This is a genomic window from Pseudomonas nitroreducens (genome assembly GCF_014204515.1).
Lineage (GTDB): Bacteria > Pseudomonadota > Gammaproteobacteria > Pseudomonadales > Pseudomonadaceae > Pseudomonas > Pseudomonas nitritireducens_A.
Map to the genome: position 1 here is coordinate 275920 of NZ_JACHLI010000005.1, position 18306 is coordinate 294225.

Here is an 18306-nt window from a genome sequence, read left to right on the forward strand (position 1 = left end):
GTGGAAAATATCGGGGAATCATTCAGCCTCACCGGGGTCGGAATTCAATCGCCAGCAGATTGGCATCGCCTTTGCTGGCTTTAATCGTTTTGTGTTCACGGACGAGGGGGACTCGTGATTTTCCGTTCCGTTCAACAACCGCTTTCGCGCCAAATCCTTCGCGGACTGGTCGGCTCCGCCCTGTTGGCGTTGAGCGCTACCCATGCCTGGGCCTTCAATCTCGACGACGTTGGCGAAAAGGCCAAGGCGCTGGCTGCAGAGAAGTACAGCGCACCGACGAGCAACCTGCCATCGGAATTCAGCGAAATGAAGTTCGCCGATTACCAGCAGATTCGCTTCCGTAACGAGAAGGCCTACTGGGCTGACGAGAAGACCCCCTTCAAGATCAGTTTCTATCACCAGGGCATGCACTTCGATACCCCGGTGAAGATCAACGAAGTCACCGCCACCGACGTCAAGGAGATCAAGTACGATCCCTCGCGTTTCGACTTCGGTTCGCTGAAATTCGACGCCAATGCCACCAAGGACCTGGGTTACGCCGGCTTCCGCCTGCTGTACCCGATCAACTCTGCCGACAAGCAGGACGAGATCGCCACCTTCCTCGGGGCGAGCTACTTCCGCATCATCGGCAAGGACCAGTGGTGGGGCCTCTCCGCCCGTGGCCTGGCGCTGGACACCGCGCTGCCGTCGGGTGAGGAATTCCCGCGCTTCCGCGAGTTCTGGATCGAGAAGCCCAAGCCCAAGGACAAGCACCTGGTGATCTTCGCGCTGCTGGATTCGCCCCGTGCGACCGGCGCGTACCGCTTCACCATCCGTCCGGGCAACGACACCGTGGTCGATGTGAAGGCCCGCGTGTACCTGCGCGACAAGGTCTCCAAGCTGGGCCTGGCGCCGCTGACCAGCATGTTCCTGTTCGGCTCCAACCAGCCGTCGGCGGAGCACAACTTCCGTCCGGAGCTGCATGACTCCACCGGCCTGCAGATCCATGCCGGCAACGACGAGTGGATCTGGCGTCCGCTGAACAACCCCAAACACCTGTCCGTCAGCGCCTACAGCGTCGAGAACCCGAAAGGCTTCGGCCTGCTGCAGCGCGGCCGCGAGTTCTCCCGCTACGAAGACCTCGACGACCGTTACGACCTGCGTCCGTCCGCCTGGATCGAGCCGCAGGGCGACTGGGGCAAGGGCACCGTCGAACTGGTGGAAATCCCGACTCCGGACGAGACCAACGACAACATCGTGGCCTTCTGGAACCCCGAGAAGCGCCCGGAAGCCGGCGAGCCGCTGGACATCGCCTATCGCATGCGCTGGACCAAGGACGAGGAAGCCTTGCACGACGCCAAGAACGCCTGGGTCATGCAGACCCTGCGCTCGGTCGGCGACGTGAAGCAGAAGAACCTGATCCGCCAGCCGGACGGCAGCGTCGCCCTGGTCGTCGACTTCGTCGGCCCGACCCTCAAGGCGCTGGCCGGCGATGCCCCGGTGACCACCCAGGTGAGCACCGACGACAACGCCGAAGTGAAGGAAAACAGCCTGCGCTACAACGCAGTGACCCAGGGCTGGCGTCTGACTCTGCGGATCAAGGTCAAGGATCCGAAGAAGCCGACGGAAATGCGTGCCGCCCTGGTCAACGGTGGCCAGACCATTTCCGAAACCTGGAGCTACCAGCTGCCTGCCGATGAATAACTCCACCGCTACCACCGCGCCGGTGGCCGACTACCTCGCGCACCTGCCCCTTTCGGCGCAGGAGCGTGAGCAGCTGGCCCAGGCCGGTTCCTTCAGCGAGCTGCACGAGCAGCTCGCTGGCGACGCCCAGGGCGATGACGCTGCGCTGGCTTCGGTCGGTGCGCGTCTGCGCCACGGCTACGGCCAGGACCTGGACGACGCCCAGATGCTGGGCATGGACGACAACGGCCGCACCTACCTCAAGGCCGCGCCGCCGATCCAGCGCACCAAGGTGATTCCCGAGCCCTGGCGCACCAACCCGATCATGCGCGGCTGGCGTCGCCTGACCGGCCGCAGCAACCCGGCCAAGCCCGCCCGCGACCTGCCCAAGGCGCGCTGGCAGCGGGTCGGTTCGCTGCGTCGGTTCATCCTGGTCCTGCTCATGCTCGGCCAGACCAGCGTGGCCACCTACTACATGAAAGGCATCCTGCCCTACCAGGGCTGGGCCTTCGTCGACCTGGAAGAGATCAACCGCCAAACCTTCCTGCAGACCCTGGAACAGGTGCTGCCCTACGCCATCCAGTTCGGCGTGCTGGCGCTCTTCGCCATTCTCTTCTGCTGGGTTTCCGCCGGTTTCTGGACCGCCCTGATGGGCTTCTGGGAACTGCTCACCGGCCGTGACCGCTACCGCATCTCCGGCAGCAGCGCCGGCAGCGAGCCGATCGCCGCCGATGCGCGTACCGCCATCGTCATGCCGATCTGCAACGAGGACGTACCGCGCGTCTTCGCCGGCCTGCGGGCGACCTACGAGTCGGTGGCGGCCAGCGGCGAGCTGGATCGCTTCGACTTCTTCGTGCTCAGCGACACCAACCAGCCCGACATCGCCATGGCCGAAGAAAAGGCCTGGATCGAGCTGTGCAAGGAAGCCCTGGGCTTCGGTCGCATCTTCTACCGTCGCCGCCGGCGCCGGGTGAAGCGCAAGAGCGGCAACATCGACGACTTCTGCCGGCGCTGGGGCGGCCAGTACAAGTACATGGTCGTCATGGACGCCGACAGCGTGATGAGCGGCGACTGCCTGACCAAGCTGGTGCGCCTGATGGAGGCCAACCCCGAGGCCGGGATCATCCAGACCGCGCCCAAGGCGTCGGGCATGGACACCCTCTATGCGCGCATGCAGCAGTTCGCCACCCGCGTCTACGGCCCGCTGTTTACCGCCGGCCTGCACTTCTGGCAGCTGGGCGAATCCCACTACTGGGGCCACAACGCGATCATCCGGGTGAAACCCTTCATCGAGCACTGCGCCCTGGCGCCTCTGCCGGGCAAGGGCTCCTTCGCCGGTGCGATCCTCTCCCACGACTTCGTCGAAGCTGCGCTGATGCGCCGCGCCGGCTGGGGCGTGTGGATCGCCTACGACCTCGAAGGCAGCTACGAGGAATTGCCGCCCAACCTGCTGGATGAGCTCAAGCGCGACCGCCGCTGGTGCCACGGCAACCTGATGAACTTCCGGCTGTTCCTGGTCAAGGGCATGCACCCGGTGCACCGCGCGGTGTTCCTCACCGGCGTGATGTCCTACCTGTCGGCGCCGCTGTGGTTCTTCTTCCTGGTGCTATCCACTGCGCTGCTGGCGGTGCACCAGTTGATGGAGCCGCAGTACTTCCTGGAGCCGCGCCAGCTGTTCCCGATCTGGCCGCAGTGGCACCCGGAAAAGGCCATCGCCCTGTTCTCCACCACCCTGACCCTGCTGTTCCTGCCCAAGCTGCTCAGCGTCATGCTGATCTGGGCCAAGGGCGCCAAGGGCTACGGCGGTGTGATCAAGGTGACCCTGAGCATGCTGCTGGAGATGTTCTTCTCCGTGCTGCTCGCCCCGGTGCGCATGCTCTTCCACACCCGCTTCGTGCTGGCCGCGTTCCTCGGCTGGGAAGCCCAGTGGAAGTCGCCGCAGCGTGACGATGATGACACCCCCTGGAGCGAGGCGATCCGTCGCCACGGCCTGCAGACCCTGCTGGGCCTGTGCTGGGCGCTGCTGGTGGCCTGGCTCAACCCGCGCTTCCTGTGGTGGCTGTCGCCCATCGTCGGCGCGCTGATGCTGTCGATCCCGGTCTCGGTGATCAGCAGCCGGGTCAAACTGGGCCTGGCCTCGCGCGACGAGAAGCTGTTCCTGATCCCCGAGGAATACGACACCCCGCGCGAGCTGCGTGCCACCGACGAGTACACCTACCAGAATCGCTGGCAGGCGCTGAAGGACGGCTTCGTCCGCTCCGCCGTCGACCCGGTGCTGAACGCCCTGGCCTGCGCCATGGGCACCGCCCGCCACGGCCAGTCCGCCGCCATCGAAGCGACCCGCACCGCGCTGGTCGAGAAGGCGCTGGAAGCCGGTCCCGAGCAGCTCGACGGCAATCGCCGCCTGGCGCTGCTGAGCGATCCGGTGGCGCTGTCGCGCCTGCACCTGGCGCTCTGGCAGGGTGACAAGGAACAGTGGATCGGTCCCTGGCGGCAATCGCTGCAGGCCGACGCCCACGCTCCGGCGGTGCCCCTGGCGCCGGTCGCCGAGCAGAGCGCGATGGCGCTGCCTGCCGCGCAATCCTGACCCCGCGTCGCCCTTGTCCCGCCAGGGATGAGGGCGACTGGCCGGTTTCCCCTGTTTTCCCCGCGCACCGCTGCTGGTACCCTTCGCCAGCTATCCAGAAATGATTGAGATATCCGCCGCATGGGGTACGCTTCGCACCCTTCCGTGCACGGCCCGCCTTGGCGCGCCCGGTTCGATCGCTGGAAAAAACAACAAGTTCTTTCACTTGCTTGGGAGTTTGGGGATGAAAAAATATCTGGCATCGCTGGTGATGGGCGTCTGCGCCCTGGTCAGCGTGAGTGCGGCCCAGGCCGGCGCCATCGATGAAGCGGCCAAGCGCGGCACCCTGCGTGTGGGCATGGACCCGACCTACATGCCGTTCGAGATGACCAACAAGCGCGGTCAGATCGTCGGCTTCGAAGTGGACCTGCTCAAGGCCATGGCCAAGTCCATGAACGTCAAGCTGGAGCTGGTCTCCACCGGTTACGACGGCATCATCCCGGCCCTGCTCACCGACAAGTTCGACATGATCGGCTCGGGCATGACCCTGACCCAGGAACGCAACCTGCGCCTGAACTTCTCCGATCCCTTCATCGTGGTCGGCCAGACCCTGCTGATCCGCAAGGAGCTGCAAGGCGAGATCAAGTCCTACAAGGACCTGAACGACGCGAAATACCGCATCACCTCGAAGATCGGCACCACCGGCGAGTTCGTTGCCAAGAAGCAGCTGTCCAAGGCCCAGTACCACGGTTTCGACAACGAGCCCGAAGCGGTCATGGACGTGGTCAACGGCAAGGCCGACGCCTTCATCTACGACTCGCCCTACAACGTCGTCGGCGTGAGCAAGTTCGGCGCCGGCAAGCTGGTGCACCTGGATCAGCCGTTCACCTACGAGCCGCTGGCCTTCGGCCTGAAGAAGGGCGACTACGACTCGATCAACTTCATCAACAACTTCCTCAAGCAGATCCGCGAAGACGGCACCTACGATCGCCTGCATGACAAGTGGTTCAAGAACACCGACTGGCTCAAGGACATGGAATAATCCACGTCTGAAACTGGTTGACCCGACGCGCAGGCCACAAGCCTGCGCGTTCGCATTTTCACGGTAGAGATTCGTGGCTAGAACGAAACGCGCAACCTGGCCCTGGCACGGGCTGACCGGACTGATCCTGTTGCTGATCGGCCTGGCCCTCTGGTACTCCACTTCGCTGATCTCCTACGAGTGGCGCTGGAACCGCGTCCCGCAGTACTTCGCCTACCAGGCGGAGGAGCCGCAGCGGGCCGACAGCATCTCGCGGGTGGAGAAGATCGAGGAGCAGGGCAGCGACGCCCGCGTCACCCTGGTGGACGAAGACGGCCAGCAGCAGGTGCTGAGCGTGGCTGCCGACAGCCTGCAGTTCTCCGAGAACGACGACGTTGCCGAAGGCGATGTGGTCGGCTCGACCCGCCACTGGGCCGCCGGTCCGCTGGCCTGGGGGCTGTGGACGACGCTGTGGATCTCCTTCGTGTCCGGCGCGTTCGGCCTGTTCATCGGCCTGTTCACCGGTCTCTGCCGGTTGTCGAAGAACCCCACCCTGCACGACCTCTCGACCCTCTACGTCGAGCTGGTGCGCGGCACGCCGCTGCTGGTGCAGATATTCATCTTCTACTTCTTCATCGGCACCGTGCTGAACCTCTCCCGCGAGTTCGCCGGGGTCGCCGCGCTGGCGCTGTTCACCGGCGCCTACGTGGCCGAGATCGTCCGCGCCGGCGTGCAGTCCATCGCCCGCGGCCAGGACGAGGCCGCGCGTTCCCTGGGCCTTAACGCCGCGCAGTCGATGCGCCACGTGATCCTGCCGCAGGCCTTCAAGCGCGTGCTGCCGCCGCTGGCCGGGCAGTTCATCAGCCTGGTCAAGGACACGTCCCTGGTCTCGGTGATCGCCATCACCGAGCTGACCAAGAGCGGCCGCGAGGCGATCACCACCTCGTTCTCCACCTTCGAGATCTGGTTCTGCGTCGCCGCGCTCTACCTCGTCATCAACCTGCCGCTGTCGCATCTGGCGGGGCGCCTGGAGCGGAGGCTCGGCCAAAGTGATTGAAGTGCGTAACCTGACCAAGGTCTTCGACACCCGCGGGCAGGTCGTGCGCGCGGTGGACGATGTCACCACCGGCGTGGCCAAGGGCGAAGTGGTGGTGGTGATCGGGCCGTCCGGTTCGGGCAAGTCCACCTTCCTGCGCTGCCTGAACGGCCTGGAGGAGTTCGACTCGGGTTCGGTGAGCATCGACGGCGTCGATCTGTCCAACCCGAAGACCGACATCAACGCCTACCGCCGCGAAGTCGGCATGGTGTTCCAGCACTTCAACCTGTTCCCGCACATGACCGTGCTGGAAAACCTGTGCCTGGCGCAGAAAGTCGTGCGCAAGCGCGGCAAGGCCGAGCGCGAGGCCAAGGCCCGTGCGCTGCTGGAAAAGGTCGGCATCGGTCAGAAGGCCAACGAATATCCCTCGCGTCTCTCCGGCGGCCAGCAGCAGCGCGTGGCGATCGCCCGCGCGCTGTGCATGGAGCCGAAGGTGATGCTGTTCGACGAACCCACCTCGGCGCTCGACCCGGAAATGGTCGGCGAGGTGCTGGACGTGATGAAGACCCTGGCGCTGGAAGGCATGACCATGGTCTGCGTGACCCACGAAATGGGCTTCGCCCGCGAAGTGGCGGACCGCGTGCTGTTCTTCGACCACGGCAAGCTGCTGGAGGATGCCGCCCCGGCGGAGTTCTTCGCCCAGCCCAGGGACCCGCGCGCGCAGAGCTTCCTGCGGCAGGTGCTGTGAGTTTCGGGCCTTGCTGAAAAAGCCGCCTTCGGGCGGCTTTTTCATGTCCGTGCAACGGCGGTGCCCGTAGGAGCGGACTCTGTCCGCGATAGGTCCGCATCGCGTCGGAAGCCATCGCGGACGGAGTCCGCTCCTACGCTCACGGTCGGCTCTTGCGCTTGTAGGAGCGAGCTTGCTCGCGAACGGCAATGGCAGGGGGCTGGTTCGCGAGCAAGCTTGCTCCTACAAAAAAGCCATCTGTGCGGAGGCAAACCGCGGGCAAAAAGAAACCGCCCCGAAGGGCGGTTTCTTGCACAGCATCAGTCGCGGTTGCGGGTCAGCAGCGCGGGACGCTCGGTCTTGCGGCGCGGTTCCAGCTCTTCGAGCTGCTCCGGCGTCGGGAAGCGGTCGGTGCGGACCAGATCGCGCTTGTTGATCACCACCGGCTGGCGGGTCGGCTTCGCGGCGCCGTACTCGCTCGGCTCGCGCAGCGGGGCGTCGTTCATGCGCGAAGCCGGAGCTTTGCCACCGCGCTTGCGCTGGCCGGCCTTGCCCTGGGCGTTGCCGCCCTGGCCTTGACCCTGGGTGCGACCGCCGCCGTTAGGCTTCTTGGCGGCACGGCCCTGACCTTGACCTTGACCCTGGCCACGGCCTTGGCCGCTTCCGCCCTGGCCGCCGCCCTGACCACCCTGGCCACGAGCGCGTTGCTGGCCCTGGCCCTGGTTCTGGCCTTGGGCTTGACCCTGGCCCTGGCCGCCACGGCGGCGTTGGCCGCGAGGCTGGTCCTTGTCCGGGAACGGGCTGACGTAGTCGGCGCGGTTGCCGAAGTTGTCGAAGTCGTCGTCGAGGAATTCTTCCGGATCGCGATTGCCGTTGGCCTCGGCCTTCGGTGCGCGAGCCGGTCTGGCCTGCTGCTGGCGGCCCTGCTCCTGCTGGCGCGGCTGACGGGGTTCGCGCGGCTCGCGAGCCTGGGCGTTGGCATTCGGCTGAGCATCGCTGCCCTGGCCGTCGCCCTTCTTCTTGCCGCGACCGCCACGACGGCGGCGCTTGCCGGCCGGCTTGTCGCCGTCGGCGGCTTCGCCTTCAGCGCTGGGCGCGGCGTTCTGCTGCTCTTCGGCGTGCGGCTGTTGCGGCTTGTCCTTGTTGCGGTCCTTGCGCTCGCCGCGCTTGGCCTTGTCCTTGCGCGGCTGGCGCTGCGGGGCTTCCTTCGGCTCGGGCTGCTGGGCTTCCGGCAGCACGCTGTCGGGGTCGAAGCCCTGCATGTCGCCATCGGGGATGCGCTGCTTGGTCAGGCGCTCGATGGCCTTGAGCAGCTTGTCCTCGTCCGGCGCCACCAGCGAGATGGCTTCACCGGTACGACCGGCGCGGCCGGTACGGCCGATGCGGTGGACGTAGTCTTCCTCGACGTTGGGCAGCTCGTAGTTGACCACGTGGGGCAGCTGGTCGATGTCCAGGCCGCGGGCGGCGATGTCGGTAGCGACCAGGATGCGTACATCGTTGGCCTTGAAGTCGGCCAGGGCCTTGGTGCGCGCATTCTGGCTCTTGTTGCCGTGGATCGCGGCAGCCGGCAGGCCGTGCTTGGTCAGGTACTCGGCCAGGCGGTTGGCGCCGTGCTTGGTGCGGGTGAACACCAGCACCTGCTCCCAGGCGCCCATGGTCACCAGGTGCGCCAGCAGGGCGCGCTTCTGTACGGACGGAATGCGGAACACGCGCTGTTCGATACGCTCGACGGTGGTGTTCGGCGGGGTGACCTCGATGCGCTCCGGGTTGTGCAGCAGCTTGTTGGTGAGGTCGATGATGTCTTTCGAGAAGGTCGCCGAGAACAGCAGGTTCTGGCGCTTGGCCGGCAGCTTGGCGAGGACCTTCTTCACATCGTGGATGAAGCCCATGTCGAGCATGCGGTCGGCTTCGTCGAGGACGAGGATTTCCACGCGGGACAGGTCGACGCTGCCCTGACCGATCAGGTCGAGCAGGCGGCCGGGGCAGGCGACGAGCACGTCGACGCCCTTGGACATGGCCTGCACCTGCGGATTCATGCCGACGCCGCCGAAGATGCAGGCGCTCTTCAGGGGCAGGTCGCGGGCGTAGACCTTGAAGCTGTCATGCACCTGGGCAGCCAGCTCGCGGGTCGGGGTCAGTACCAGGACGCGGGCCTGGCGCGGGCCGTGGCGGTGTTCGCGGTCCGGGTGGCCTTCGGGGAACAGGCGTTCGAGGACCGGGAGGGCAAAGCCGCCGGTCTTGCCGGTGCCGGTCTGGGCGGCAACCATGAGGTCGCGGCCTTGCAGTACGGCGGGGATGGCGCGTTCCTGAACGGGAGTGGGGCGCGCGTAGCCGGCGGCTTCAACGGCGCCAGCCAGGGCCTCGGAGAGACCGAGGGAAGTAAAGGACATGCGGGGTTCCTGTAGGCCGGCAACCTGCCGGCTCGAGGGCGCGTGATTTCAAGCTCGGGGCGAGCGCTCAGCCGTTGGCTGGAAGCACCCCGTCCACGATACGCCGGCGTTGCGCTGGCCGGGATCGCGGACGGTAAGCCCGGAGCAATGATCCTCAGCGGGGGAGCTTGAGGTTGTTCCAGAGCGCCAGGCTGGGTTCAGCCTGGTTCAGGGTGTAGAAATGCAGACCCGGTGCGCCGCCTTCGAGGAGGCGTTCGCACATATCGGTAATGACCTGCTCACCAAAGGCCTGGATGCTGGCGATGTCGTCGCCGTAGGCTTCCAGCTGCTTGCGAATCCAACGAGGGATTTCCGCGCCACAGGCGTCGGAGAAGCGGGCCAGTTTGGTGTAGTTGGTGATCGGCATGATACCCGGTACGACCGGAATGCTGACACCGAGTTTCTCCGCACGCTCGACAAAATGGAAGTAGCTGTCGGCGTTGAAGAAGTATTGTGTGATGGCAGAGTCGGCGCCGGCTTTGACCTTGCGCACGAAATTCGCCAAATCATCCTCGAAATTGCGCGCTTGCGGGTGAACTTCCGGATAGGCGGCAACTTCGATGTGGAAGTGGTCGCCGGTTTCGGCGCGGATGAATTCCACCAGTTCGTTGGCGTAGCGCAGCTCGCCACTGGCCATGCCCATGCCCGAGGGCAGGTCGCCGCGCAGGGCGACGATGCGGCGGATGCCGGAGTCCTTGTAGTGCGCCAGCAGGGCGCGCAGCTCGGCCTTGGTGTCGCCGACGCAGGACAGGTGCGGTGCGGTCGGCACCTGCACTTCGCCGTCCAGCTGCAGCACGGTAGTCAGGGTGCGGTCACGGGTGGAGCCGCCGGCACCGTAGGTGCAGGAGAAGAAGTCGGGCTTCTTCGCGGCCAGCTGGCGCGCGGTGGCCAGCAGTTTTTCATGGCCGGCCTCGGTCTTGGCGGGGAAGAACTCGAAGCTGAAACGGCGTTCTTTCTGACTCATGGTCGTTCCTTCGGCGCCGCGTCATCGCGTGGCTGCCGGCATGTGCCGTCGACTTCAGAAGTAACGGCGGTAGTTGTCTATCTTCGCGCGCAGTCGCTCGGCGCTGGGCTCGTGCGCATGGCCGAGAACGGCCAGGATGCGCTGCGACTCCACGTGGTAGTCGGCGATCTTGCTCCGCGCCCAGGTCGAGGGTGGCGGCTGCAGGTTGGTGATCCGGTCGCACAGCTCGACGATCGCATACTGCGGCGCGCCGGTCGCCAGTCTGTCCAGGTAGGTTTCCAGCGGCAGCTTGCCGCCTTCGACCACCTTGCTCAGGTGCTGGGCACCCTGGGCGACGAACTCGCCGAAACGCGTCTGCAGTTGGTCGAAGCTCACCGGGGTGTCTTCGAGCACGTCGTGCAGCAGGGCGATCTGGATCGTCTCCGCCAGGCGCTGGATGGGCGCTTCGCGGTCGGCGACCAGCACTTCATTGGCCACCATCGCCAGGTGGACCGCGTAGGGCAGCGGCGAGGCGGTCAGCGTCTGTCCGGCGTGTGCGCCGGCGGCGAAGAGCCAGGCTTCGTTGTAGCTGTCCTGCAGGTCCATGCGGCGGTCTTCCAGATGGCAAAGAGGGCAGACGATTGCTCGCCTGCCCTCTGGCACATCAGTAGCGGTAGGTGTCCGGCTTGAACGGGCCTTCCACGGTCACGCCGATGTACTCGGCCTGTTTCGGGGTCAGCTGGGTGACCACGCCACCGAAGCCTTTGACCATCTCCAGGGCCACTTCCTCGTCGAGCTTCTTGGGCAGTACTTCGACGGTCAGACGCTGGGCCTTCTTCTCGGCGGAGAGGTCGGCGTACTTCTGCTCGAACAGGAAGATCTGCGCCAGCACCTGGTTGGCGAAGGAGCCGTCCATGATGCGGCTCGGGTGGCCGGTGGCGTTGCCCAGGTTCACCAGGCGGCCTTCGGCCAGCAGGATCAGGTAGTCGTCGTTGGCCGGATCGAAATCGCCAGCGCCGGTGCGGTGGATCTTGTGCACCTGCGGCTTCACTTCTTCCCAGGCCCAGGTCTTGCGCATGAAGGCGGTGTCGATCTCGTTGTCGAAGTGACCGATGTTGCACACCACGGCGCGCTTCTTCAGCGCCTTGAGCATGCCGGCGTCGCAGACGTTGACGTTGCCGGTGGTGGTGACGATCAGGTCGATCTTGCCCAGCAGGGCGGCGTCAACGCTGGCTTCGGTGCCGTCGTTCAGGCCGTTCTTGTACGGGGAGACCAGCTCGAAGCCGTCCATGCAGGCCTGCATGGCGCAGATCGGGTCGACTTCGGAAACCTTGACGATCATGCCTTCCTGGCGCAGGGACTGGGCGGAGCCCTTGCCCACGTCGCCGTAGCCGATCACCAGGGCCTGCTTGCCCGACAGCAGGTGGTCGGTGCCGCGCTTGATGGCGTCGTTCAGGCTGTGACGGCAGCCGTACTTGTTGTCGTTCTTGCTCTTGGTGACCGCGTCGTTGACGTTGATCGCCGGGACTTTCAGGGTGCCGGCCTTGAGCATGTCGAGCAGACGGTGCACACCGGTGGTGGTCTCTTCGGTGACGCCGTGGATGCGCTCGAGCATCTGCGGGTATTTCTTGTGCAGGATTTCGGTCAGGTCGCCGCCATCGTCCAGCACCATGTTGGCGTCCCACGGCTGGCCATCTTTCAGGATGGTCTGCTCGATGCACCACTCGTACTCAGCTTCCGTCTCGCCCTTCCAGGCGAATACCGGGATGCCGGCGGCAGCGATGGCGGCAGCGGCCTGGTCCTGGGTGGAGAAGATGTTGCAGGACGACCAGCGCACTTCGGCACCCAGGGCGGTCAGCGTCTCGATCAGCACGCCGGTCTGGATGGTCATGTGGATGCAGCCGAGGATCTTCGCGCCCTTGAGCGGCTGGCTGGCGGCGTACTTGCGGCGCAGGCCCATCAGTGCCGGCATTTCGGACTCGGCGATGATCAGCTCGCGGCGGCCCCAGGCGGCCAGGGAAATGTCGGCGACTTTAAAGTCGGTGAAACCGGCAGGCGTGTTAACAGCGCTCATGCGTAACTCCATTCGTTGTCTGCGAATGGGCGCCGTTGATGCGTTTGGCGATCGGTGAAACCGACCGTGACGCGCCCCATCCGAGCCTGACAAGCCGAAGCGAATCGACCTGCTGCAGCGCCCCTCGGACAGGTGGCGGGAACGACCGGACAGTGCCGGCCGCTAGTGAAGCCTGCGGATTATAGCCATGGCGCATGACAAGCCAAAGGCTTTTGGTCGCGTTCGCGCAGTGGATCGCGTCCGGGATCCCCGTCGCGCCCGCGCCAGGGGCCGTGAAAACCCTGGCGCGGGCGTCGTTGCGGGGATCGGGGGCGCCCGCAGAGGGCGGGCGCCGATTGTCAGTCGTAGGGCGGATAAAGCGGAACGCTTTATGCGCCGTCCCAAGGTTTCAGAGCCGACGGTCGGCGGATAACGCTTGAGGCGTTATGCGCCCTACGGATGGTTTTTGCGGGGATTCAGATCACGCCGTCTTCGCGCAGCTTGCCGATGGCGGCCTGGTCCAGGCCCAGCACGCCTTCGAGGATTTCCTGGGTGTGCTGGCCGAGGGTCGGCGGGGCGTTGCGGTATTCCACCGGTGTCTCGGACAGGCGGATCGGACTGGCCACTTGCGGCACAGTGCCGGCCAGCGGGTGCGGCAGGTCTACGCGCAGGCCGCGGGCGATCACCTGTGGGTCGGCGAAGACCTGCGCCAGGTCGTTGATCGGGCCGCAGGGCACGCTGGCCTGTTCCAGCACGGCAATCCACTCGGCGGTGGTGCGCATGACGGTGGACTGGCGGATCAGCGGGATCAGCACCTCGCGGTGCGCCACGCGGGCCTTGTTGGTGGCGAAGCGTTCGTCGGTGGCCCATTCCGGGTGGCCTGCCAGTTCGGCGAACTTGCGGAACTGGCCGTCGTTGCCGACGGTGAGGATGAAGTCGCCATCGGCGGTGGGGAAGTCCTGGTACGGCACGATGTTCGGGTGCGCGTTGCCCAGGCGACGCGGCGGATTGCCGGTGGTCAGGTAGTTCAGGGTCTGGTTGGCCAGGCAGGCGACCTGCACGTCCAGCAGCGCCATGTCGATGTGCTGGCCGATGCCGCTGACGTCGCGGTGGGCGAGGGCGGCGAGGATCGCGGTGGACGAGTACAGGCCGGTGAGGATGTCGGTCAGCGCCACGCCGACCTTCACCGGGCCGGCGCCTTCTTCGGCGTCGGAGCGGCCGGTCAGGCTCATCAGGCCGCCCAGGCCCTGGATCATGAAATCGTAGCCGGCGCGTTTGGCGTAGGGACCGAACTGGCCGAAGCCGGTGATCGAGCAGTAGATCAGCTTCGGGTTGAGCGCTTTCAGCGATTCGTAGTCCAGGCCGTAGGCCTTCAGCCCGCCGACCTTGAAGTTCTCCAGCACGATGTCGGCCTTGGCGGCGAGTTCGCGCACCAGGCGCTGGCCTTCGGGTTGGGTGAAGTCGATGGTCAGGGATTTCTTGTTGCGGTTCGCCGACAGGTAGTACGCCGCTTCGCTGGTGTCGCGGCCTTCGCTGTCCTTGAGGAACGGCGGGCCCCAGGCGCGGGTGTCGTCGCCGCTGCCGGGACGCTCGATCTTGATCACTTCCGCGCCGAGGTCGGCGAGGATCTGCCCGGCCCAGGGGCCGGCGAGAACGCGGGAGAGGTCGAGGACACGGATGTGGGTAAGAGCAGACATGCGTCTAGCCTCAAGCGATAAGCCGCAAGCCACAAGCTGAGCGGCTTTCGCTTGCAGCTTGCGGCTTGAAGCTCGGGGCTGCCTTAGAAGAAGGCCTGGATACCGGTCTGGGCGCGGCCGAGGATCAGCGCGTGGACGTCGTGGGTACCTTCGTAGGTATTCACCACTTCCAGGTTGACCAGGTGGCGGGCCACGCCGAACTCGTCGGAGATGCCGTTGCCGCCGAGCATGTCGCGGGCCAGGCGGGCGATGTCCAGGGCCTTGCCGCAGCTGTTGCGCTTCATGATCGAGGTGATTTCCACCGCGGCGGTGCCTTCGTCCTTCATGCGGCCCAGGCGCAGGCAGCCTTGCAGGGCGAGGGTGATGTCGGTCTGCATGTCGGCCAGTTTCTTCTGGATCAGCTGGTTGGCAGCCAGCGGGCGGCCGAATTGCTTGCGGTCCAGGGTGTACTGGCGAGCGGTGTGCCAGCAGGCTTCGGCGGCACCCAGCGCGCCCCAGGAAATGCCGTAGCGGGCGGAGTTCAGGCAGGTGAACGGGCCGCGCAGGCCGCGTACGTCGGGGAAGGCGTTCTCTTCCGGGCAGAACACGTTGTTCATCACGATCTCGCCGGTGATCGAGGCACGCAGGCCGACCTTGCCGTGGATCGCGGGGGCGGACAGGCCTTCCCAGCCTTTCTCGAGGACGAAGCCACGGATCTGGCCTTCGTCATCCTTGGCCCAGACCACGAAGACGTCGGCGATCGGGCTGTTGGTGATCCACATCTTGGCGCCGGTCAGGCGGTAGCCGCCATCGACCTTCTTGGCGCGGGTGATCATCGAGCCCGGATCGGAACCGTGGTCCGGCTCGGTCAGGCCGAAGCAGCCGATGTATTCGCCGCTGGCCAGTTTCGGCAGGTATTTCTGCTTGGTGGCTTCGTTGCCGAACTCGTTGATCGGCACCATCACCAGGGAGGACTGCACGCTCATCATCGAGCGGTAGCCCGAATCGATGCGCTCGACTTCACGGGCGATCAGGCCGTAGCACACGTAGTTCAGGCCGCTGCCGCCGTATTGCTCGGGGATGGTCGCGCCGAGCAGGCCGGTCTCGCCCATCTCGCGGAAGATCGCCGGGTCCGTCTGCTCGTGGCGGAAGGCTTCCAGCACGCGCGGGGCCAGCTTGTCCTGGGCGAACTGCTGGGCGCTGTCGCGCACCATGCGCTCTTCTTCGGTGAGTTGCTGATCCAGCAGCAGCGGATCTTCCCAGTTGAAGCTTGCTTTGGTCGCCATGGAGAAACCTCGAACGCAGACAGTGAAAGACCCGCACAAGTCTAGGCGGGCTAGGTGTGGGCCATCCTAGTCAGCCGTCGGGAAGCCGGGCAACCGACTAATTCGCACGCTGTTGTGCTATTTTGTCACTCCGTAATCGCCGGGTTGCTGCGGAATTTTCGGCTCAGCCTCTGTTTCAGGCGTTCCTGGCGAATCCTGCGCATCTCGATATTCCGAAGAGGCATTCGATGCGACGCAAGATCCCGACCACCGCGGCGCTGGTCGCCTTCGAATCCGCCGCCCGCCACGAGAGCTTCACCAAGGCCGCCGACGAGCTGTCGCTGACCCAGAGCGCCATCTGCCGGCAGATCGCCACGCTGGAGGAGTTCCTCGGCGTCGAGCTGTTCCGCCGTTCCCGGCGCGGGGTGAAGCTGACCGAGGCGGGGCTCAACTACAGCCGTCGCGTCGCCCAGCGCCTGGATGCGGTGGAGCGCGACACCCTGGCGGTGATGGGCCAGCAGGGCGGCGGCACCTTGGAACTGGCGGTGGTGCCGACCTTTGCCACCCAGTGGCTGCTGCCGCGGCTGAAGGACTTCAAGCGCCTGCACCCGGAAGTCACGGTCAACCTGACCAACCGCACCCGGCCGTTCCTCTTTGCCGACACCGAGTTCGACGCCGCGCTGTATTTCGGCGACGGCGTGTGGTCCGGTACGGTGGCCAACTTCCTCATGCACGAAAACCCGGTGCCGGTGTGCAGCCCCGAGCTGCTGGGCGGGCAGCGCGAATTGTCCGCCGCGCAGATCGCCGAGCTGCCGCTGATGCAGCAGACCACCCGGCCCTACGCCTGGCGCCAGTGGTTCGGCTCGCTGGGCATGAGCGTGGCGCACGACATGAGCGGCACCCGCTACGAGCTGTTTTCCATGCTCGCCCAGGCGGCCATGCACGGCATGGGCGTGGCGCTGATCCCGCCGATGCTGATCCAGCACGAGCTGGCCGACGGCCGGCTGATCGTGCCGATGCAACATGCCTATTTGAGCGAAAATGCCTATTACCTGATGATTCCCGAACGCAAGGTGGAGTCGGCGACCCTGGGCGCCTTCCGCGACTGGCTGGTCGACGAGGCCGCTCGCTACCGCGCCGAAGCCGGGCTCGGCTGAGCCATGGCAAGCCGGCAGGCGCCGGTCGGGTCCAGACTTGCACAGCCGGCGGGGCTTTCCCCGTCATCGCGCTCACGAGGCGCAATCTCCCAAGAAGGAGCTTCCATGAATTTCCATACCCGCAAATGGGTCAAGCCTGAAGACCTCAACCCGAACGGCACCCTGTTCGGCGGCAGTCTTCTGAAGTGGATCGACGAAGAAGCGGCGATCTACGCGATCATCCAGCTGGGCAACCAGCGCGTGGTGACCAAGTTCATCTCCGAGATCAACTTCGTCAGTTCCGCGCGCCAGGGCGACATCATCGAGCTGGGCATCACCGCCACCGAGTTCGGCCGCACCTCGATCACCCTGACCTGCGAAGTGCGCAACAAGATCACCCGCAAGAGCATCCTCACGGTGGACAAGATGGTCTTCGTGAATATCGGTCCCGACGGCCAGCCGGCGCCCCACGGCCGCACCGAGATCCTCTACATCAAGGATCAGTTCAAGGACGACGCCATTCCGCAGCCCTGACGGCTGCTGCGCCAGGTGATTGCCTGCGGGCCCGGAGCCAAGCCGAACCGCGGCGAAAACCTTTGCATTTGCGTCGATTGAATGTGAGCCTGTGCCCGCCCACGGCGGGCATGGGCCGACGCTGCTCCCCGCCGATCCAGCAGCACGCATTGCCTAGAATGCCTCTGCAAAACAATGACCGGGGAGAGACCATGCACACCACCTTCGCATCCGCGCTGCGCCAACTGGCCGTGGCCACCTGCGCCAGCCTGCTGCTGGCCGGCGCCGCACACGCCGCATCGATCAAGGCCGATACCAAGCCCGAGGCCGGCACCTTCAAGATGGGCATGCAGCCCTGGCTGGGCTACGGCCAGTGGTACGTCGCCGAACAGGCCGGCGCCTTCAAGGCCAACGGCCTGGAGCAGGTCGAGCTGGTCAACTTCACCGAAGACAAGGACATGAACGCCGCCCTGGCCAGCGGCCAGATCGATGGCGGCAACCTCGCCACCCACACCGCCATGGCCATGGTCGCCGCCGGCCTTCCGGTGAAGATCGTCCTGCTGCTGGATCAGAGCACCAGCGCCGACGCGCTGATCGTCGATCCGTCGATCAAGACCCTGACCGACCTCAAGGGCAAGCAGGTGGCCTACGAAGAAGGCACCACCAGCGACATCCTCCTGCACAGCGCCCTGCGCAAGGCCGGCCTGACCATCGCCGACGTGCAACCGGTGCCGATGCCCGCCGCCAACGCCGGCAGCGCGCTGATCGCCGGCCAGGTTCCGGCCGCCGTGACCTACGAGCCGTACCTGTCCGCCGCCAAGCAGCAGAACCCCAAGGTCAACCTGCTGTACAAGGGCTCGGATGACCCGGGCATCATCAGCGACGTGTTCGTGGTGCGCGACGAGGTGTTGAAGGAGCGTCCCGGCCAGGTGCTGGCGCTGATCAAGAGCTGGGAAGCCGGCCTCAAGCACTACAACGAGAAGAGCGCCGAAGGCCGCGCCGCCATCGCCAAGGGCGTGGGCGCCGACGAGTCCGAGCTGACCAGTGCCTTCGACGGCGTGCACTTCTACTCAGTGAAAGAGAACCAGGCCGAGCTGAAGGGCGCCTTCCAGAAGGGCTCCTTCGAGCACATTCAGAAGGCCGCCAGCGAAGCCGGCATCCTGCAGCAGCCGGTCACCCCGGCGCAGGCCATCGACGCACGCTTCGTCGAGGCGCTCTGACCCGCTGCTGCTCTGATCCCATGAAATACGGCGCGCGCCGGCCCTGAGCCGGCGCGCGT

General features: G+C 65.7%; 14 protein-coding genes and 1 riboswitch. Of the genes, 8 read left to right on the forward strand and 6 right to left on the reverse strand.

From position 1 onward, the window contains the following. Window positions 1–114 precede the first annotated feature (114 nt). The 5 genes from HNP46_RS09430 to HNP46_RS09450 all read left to right on the forward strand — a co-directional run bounded on the left by HNP46_RS09430 (window position 115) and on the right by HNP46_RS09450 (window position 7033). Window positions 115–1683, forward strand: coding sequence for a glucan biosynthesis protein G (locus HNP46_RS09430; protein ID WP_184588073.1), 1569 nt, complete (start codon window positions 115–117; stop codon window positions 1681–1683). Continuing rightward, the gene (mdoH, locus tag HNP46_RS09435; RefSeq protein WP_184588075.1) at window positions 1676–4249 is read left to right on the forward strand and encodes a glucans biosynthesis glucosyltransferase MdoH; all 2574 of its coding nucleotides are present in this window, start codon (window positions 1676–1678) and stop codon (window positions 4247–4249) included. Before HNP46_RS09430 ends, mdoH begins: the two co-directional genes overlap by 8 nt. A 223-nt stretch (window positions 4250–4472) precedes the next feature. After that, complete coding sequence (locus HNP46_RS09440) at window positions 4473–5270, forward strand: transporter substrate-binding domain-containing protein (RefSeq protein ID WP_184588077.1); 798 nt, start codon at window positions 4473–4475, stop codon at window positions 5268–5270. A 73-nt stretch (window positions 5271–5343) separates the two neighbouring features. Further along, window positions 5344–6306, forward strand: a complete 963-nt coding sequence (locus HNP46_RS09445) for an amino acid ABC transporter permease (protein WP_184588079.1) — start codon at window positions 5344–5346, stop codon at window positions 6304–6306. Beyond that, the gene (locus tag HNP46_RS09450) at window positions 6299–7033 is read left to right on the forward strand and encodes an amino acid ABC transporter ATP-binding protein (RefSeq protein ID WP_184588081.1); all 735 of its coding nucleotides are present in this window, start codon (window positions 6299–6301) and stop codon (window positions 7031–7033) included. Before HNP46_RS09445 ends, HNP46_RS09450 begins: the two co-directional genes overlap by 8 nt. A gap of 299 nt (window positions 7034–7332) precedes the next feature. Here the strand turns inward: HNP46_RS09450 and HNP46_RS09455 are convergent, their stop codons facing one another. From HNP46_RS09455 to HNP46_RS09480, 6 genes are all read right to left on the reverse strand, one after another. Continuing rightward, window positions 7333–9402 carry a DEAD/DEAH box helicase gene (locus HNP46_RS09455; protein ID WP_184588083.1) on the reverse strand — a complete coding sequence of 690 codons (2070 nt, stop codon included), beginning with the start codon at window positions 9400–9402 and terminating at the stop codon, window positions 7333–7335. 154 nt (window positions 9403–9556) lie between these two features. Continuing rightward, on the reverse strand, window positions 9557–10405 hold the full coding sequence (metF, locus tag HNP46_RS09460) for a methylenetetrahydrofolate reductase [NAD(P)H] (protein ID WP_184588085.1): 849 nt from the start codon (window positions 10403–10405) through the stop codon (window positions 9557–9559). Between the two features lie 54 nt (window positions 10406–10459). Then, window positions 10460–10990 (reverse strand): HD domain-containing protein, encoded by a 531-nt coding sequence (locus HNP46_RS09465; protein WP_184588087.1) that lies wholly within the window; start codon window positions 10988–10990, stop codon window positions 10460–10462. 58 nt (window positions 10991–11048) lie between these two features. Further along, window positions 11049–12458, reverse strand: coding sequence for an adenosylhomocysteinase (ahcY, locus tag HNP46_RS09470; RefSeq protein ID WP_184588089.1), 1410 nt, complete (start codon window positions 12456–12458; stop codon window positions 11049–11051). Window positions 12459–12478: 20 nt separating this feature from the next. Continuing rightward, window positions 12479–12590: riboswitch (S-adenosyl-L-homocysteine riboswitch) on the reverse strand. Window positions 12591–12913: 323 nt separating this feature from the next. After that, a complete protein-coding gene (locus tag HNP46_RS09475) occupies window positions 12914–14134 on the reverse strand; it encodes a CaiB/BaiF CoA transferase family protein (RefSeq protein WP_184588091.1) in 1221 nt (406 codons plus the stop codon). Window positions 14135–14217: 83 nt separating this feature from the next. After that, window positions 14218–15399, reverse strand: a complete 1182-nt coding sequence (locus HNP46_RS09480; RefSeq protein ID WP_038803335.1) for an acyl-CoA dehydrogenase — start codon at window positions 15397–15399, stop codon at window positions 14218–14220. A 227-nt stretch (window positions 15400–15626) separates the two neighbouring features. Between HNP46_RS09480 and gcvA the strand changes: the two genes are divergently transcribed. From gcvA to HNP46_RS09495, 3 genes are all read left to right on the forward strand, one after another. Beyond that, entirely contained in the window at window positions 15627–16535 is a 909-nt protein-coding gene (gene gcvA / locus HNP46_RS09485; protein ID WP_184588093.1) for a transcriptional regulator GcvA, read from the forward strand. Window positions 16536–16640: 105 nt separating this feature from the next. After that, window positions 16641–17048 (forward strand): acyl-CoA thioesterase, encoded by a 408-nt coding sequence (locus HNP46_RS09490; RefSeq protein ID WP_045215897.1) that lies wholly within the window; start codon window positions 16641–16643, stop codon window positions 17046–17048. 191 nt (window positions 17049–17239) lie between these two features. After that, window positions 17240–18247, forward strand: coding sequence for an ABC transporter substrate-binding protein (locus HNP46_RS09495; protein WP_184588095.1), 1008 nt, complete (start codon window positions 17240–17242; stop codon window positions 18245–18247). Window positions 18248–18306 lie beyond the last annotated feature (59 nt).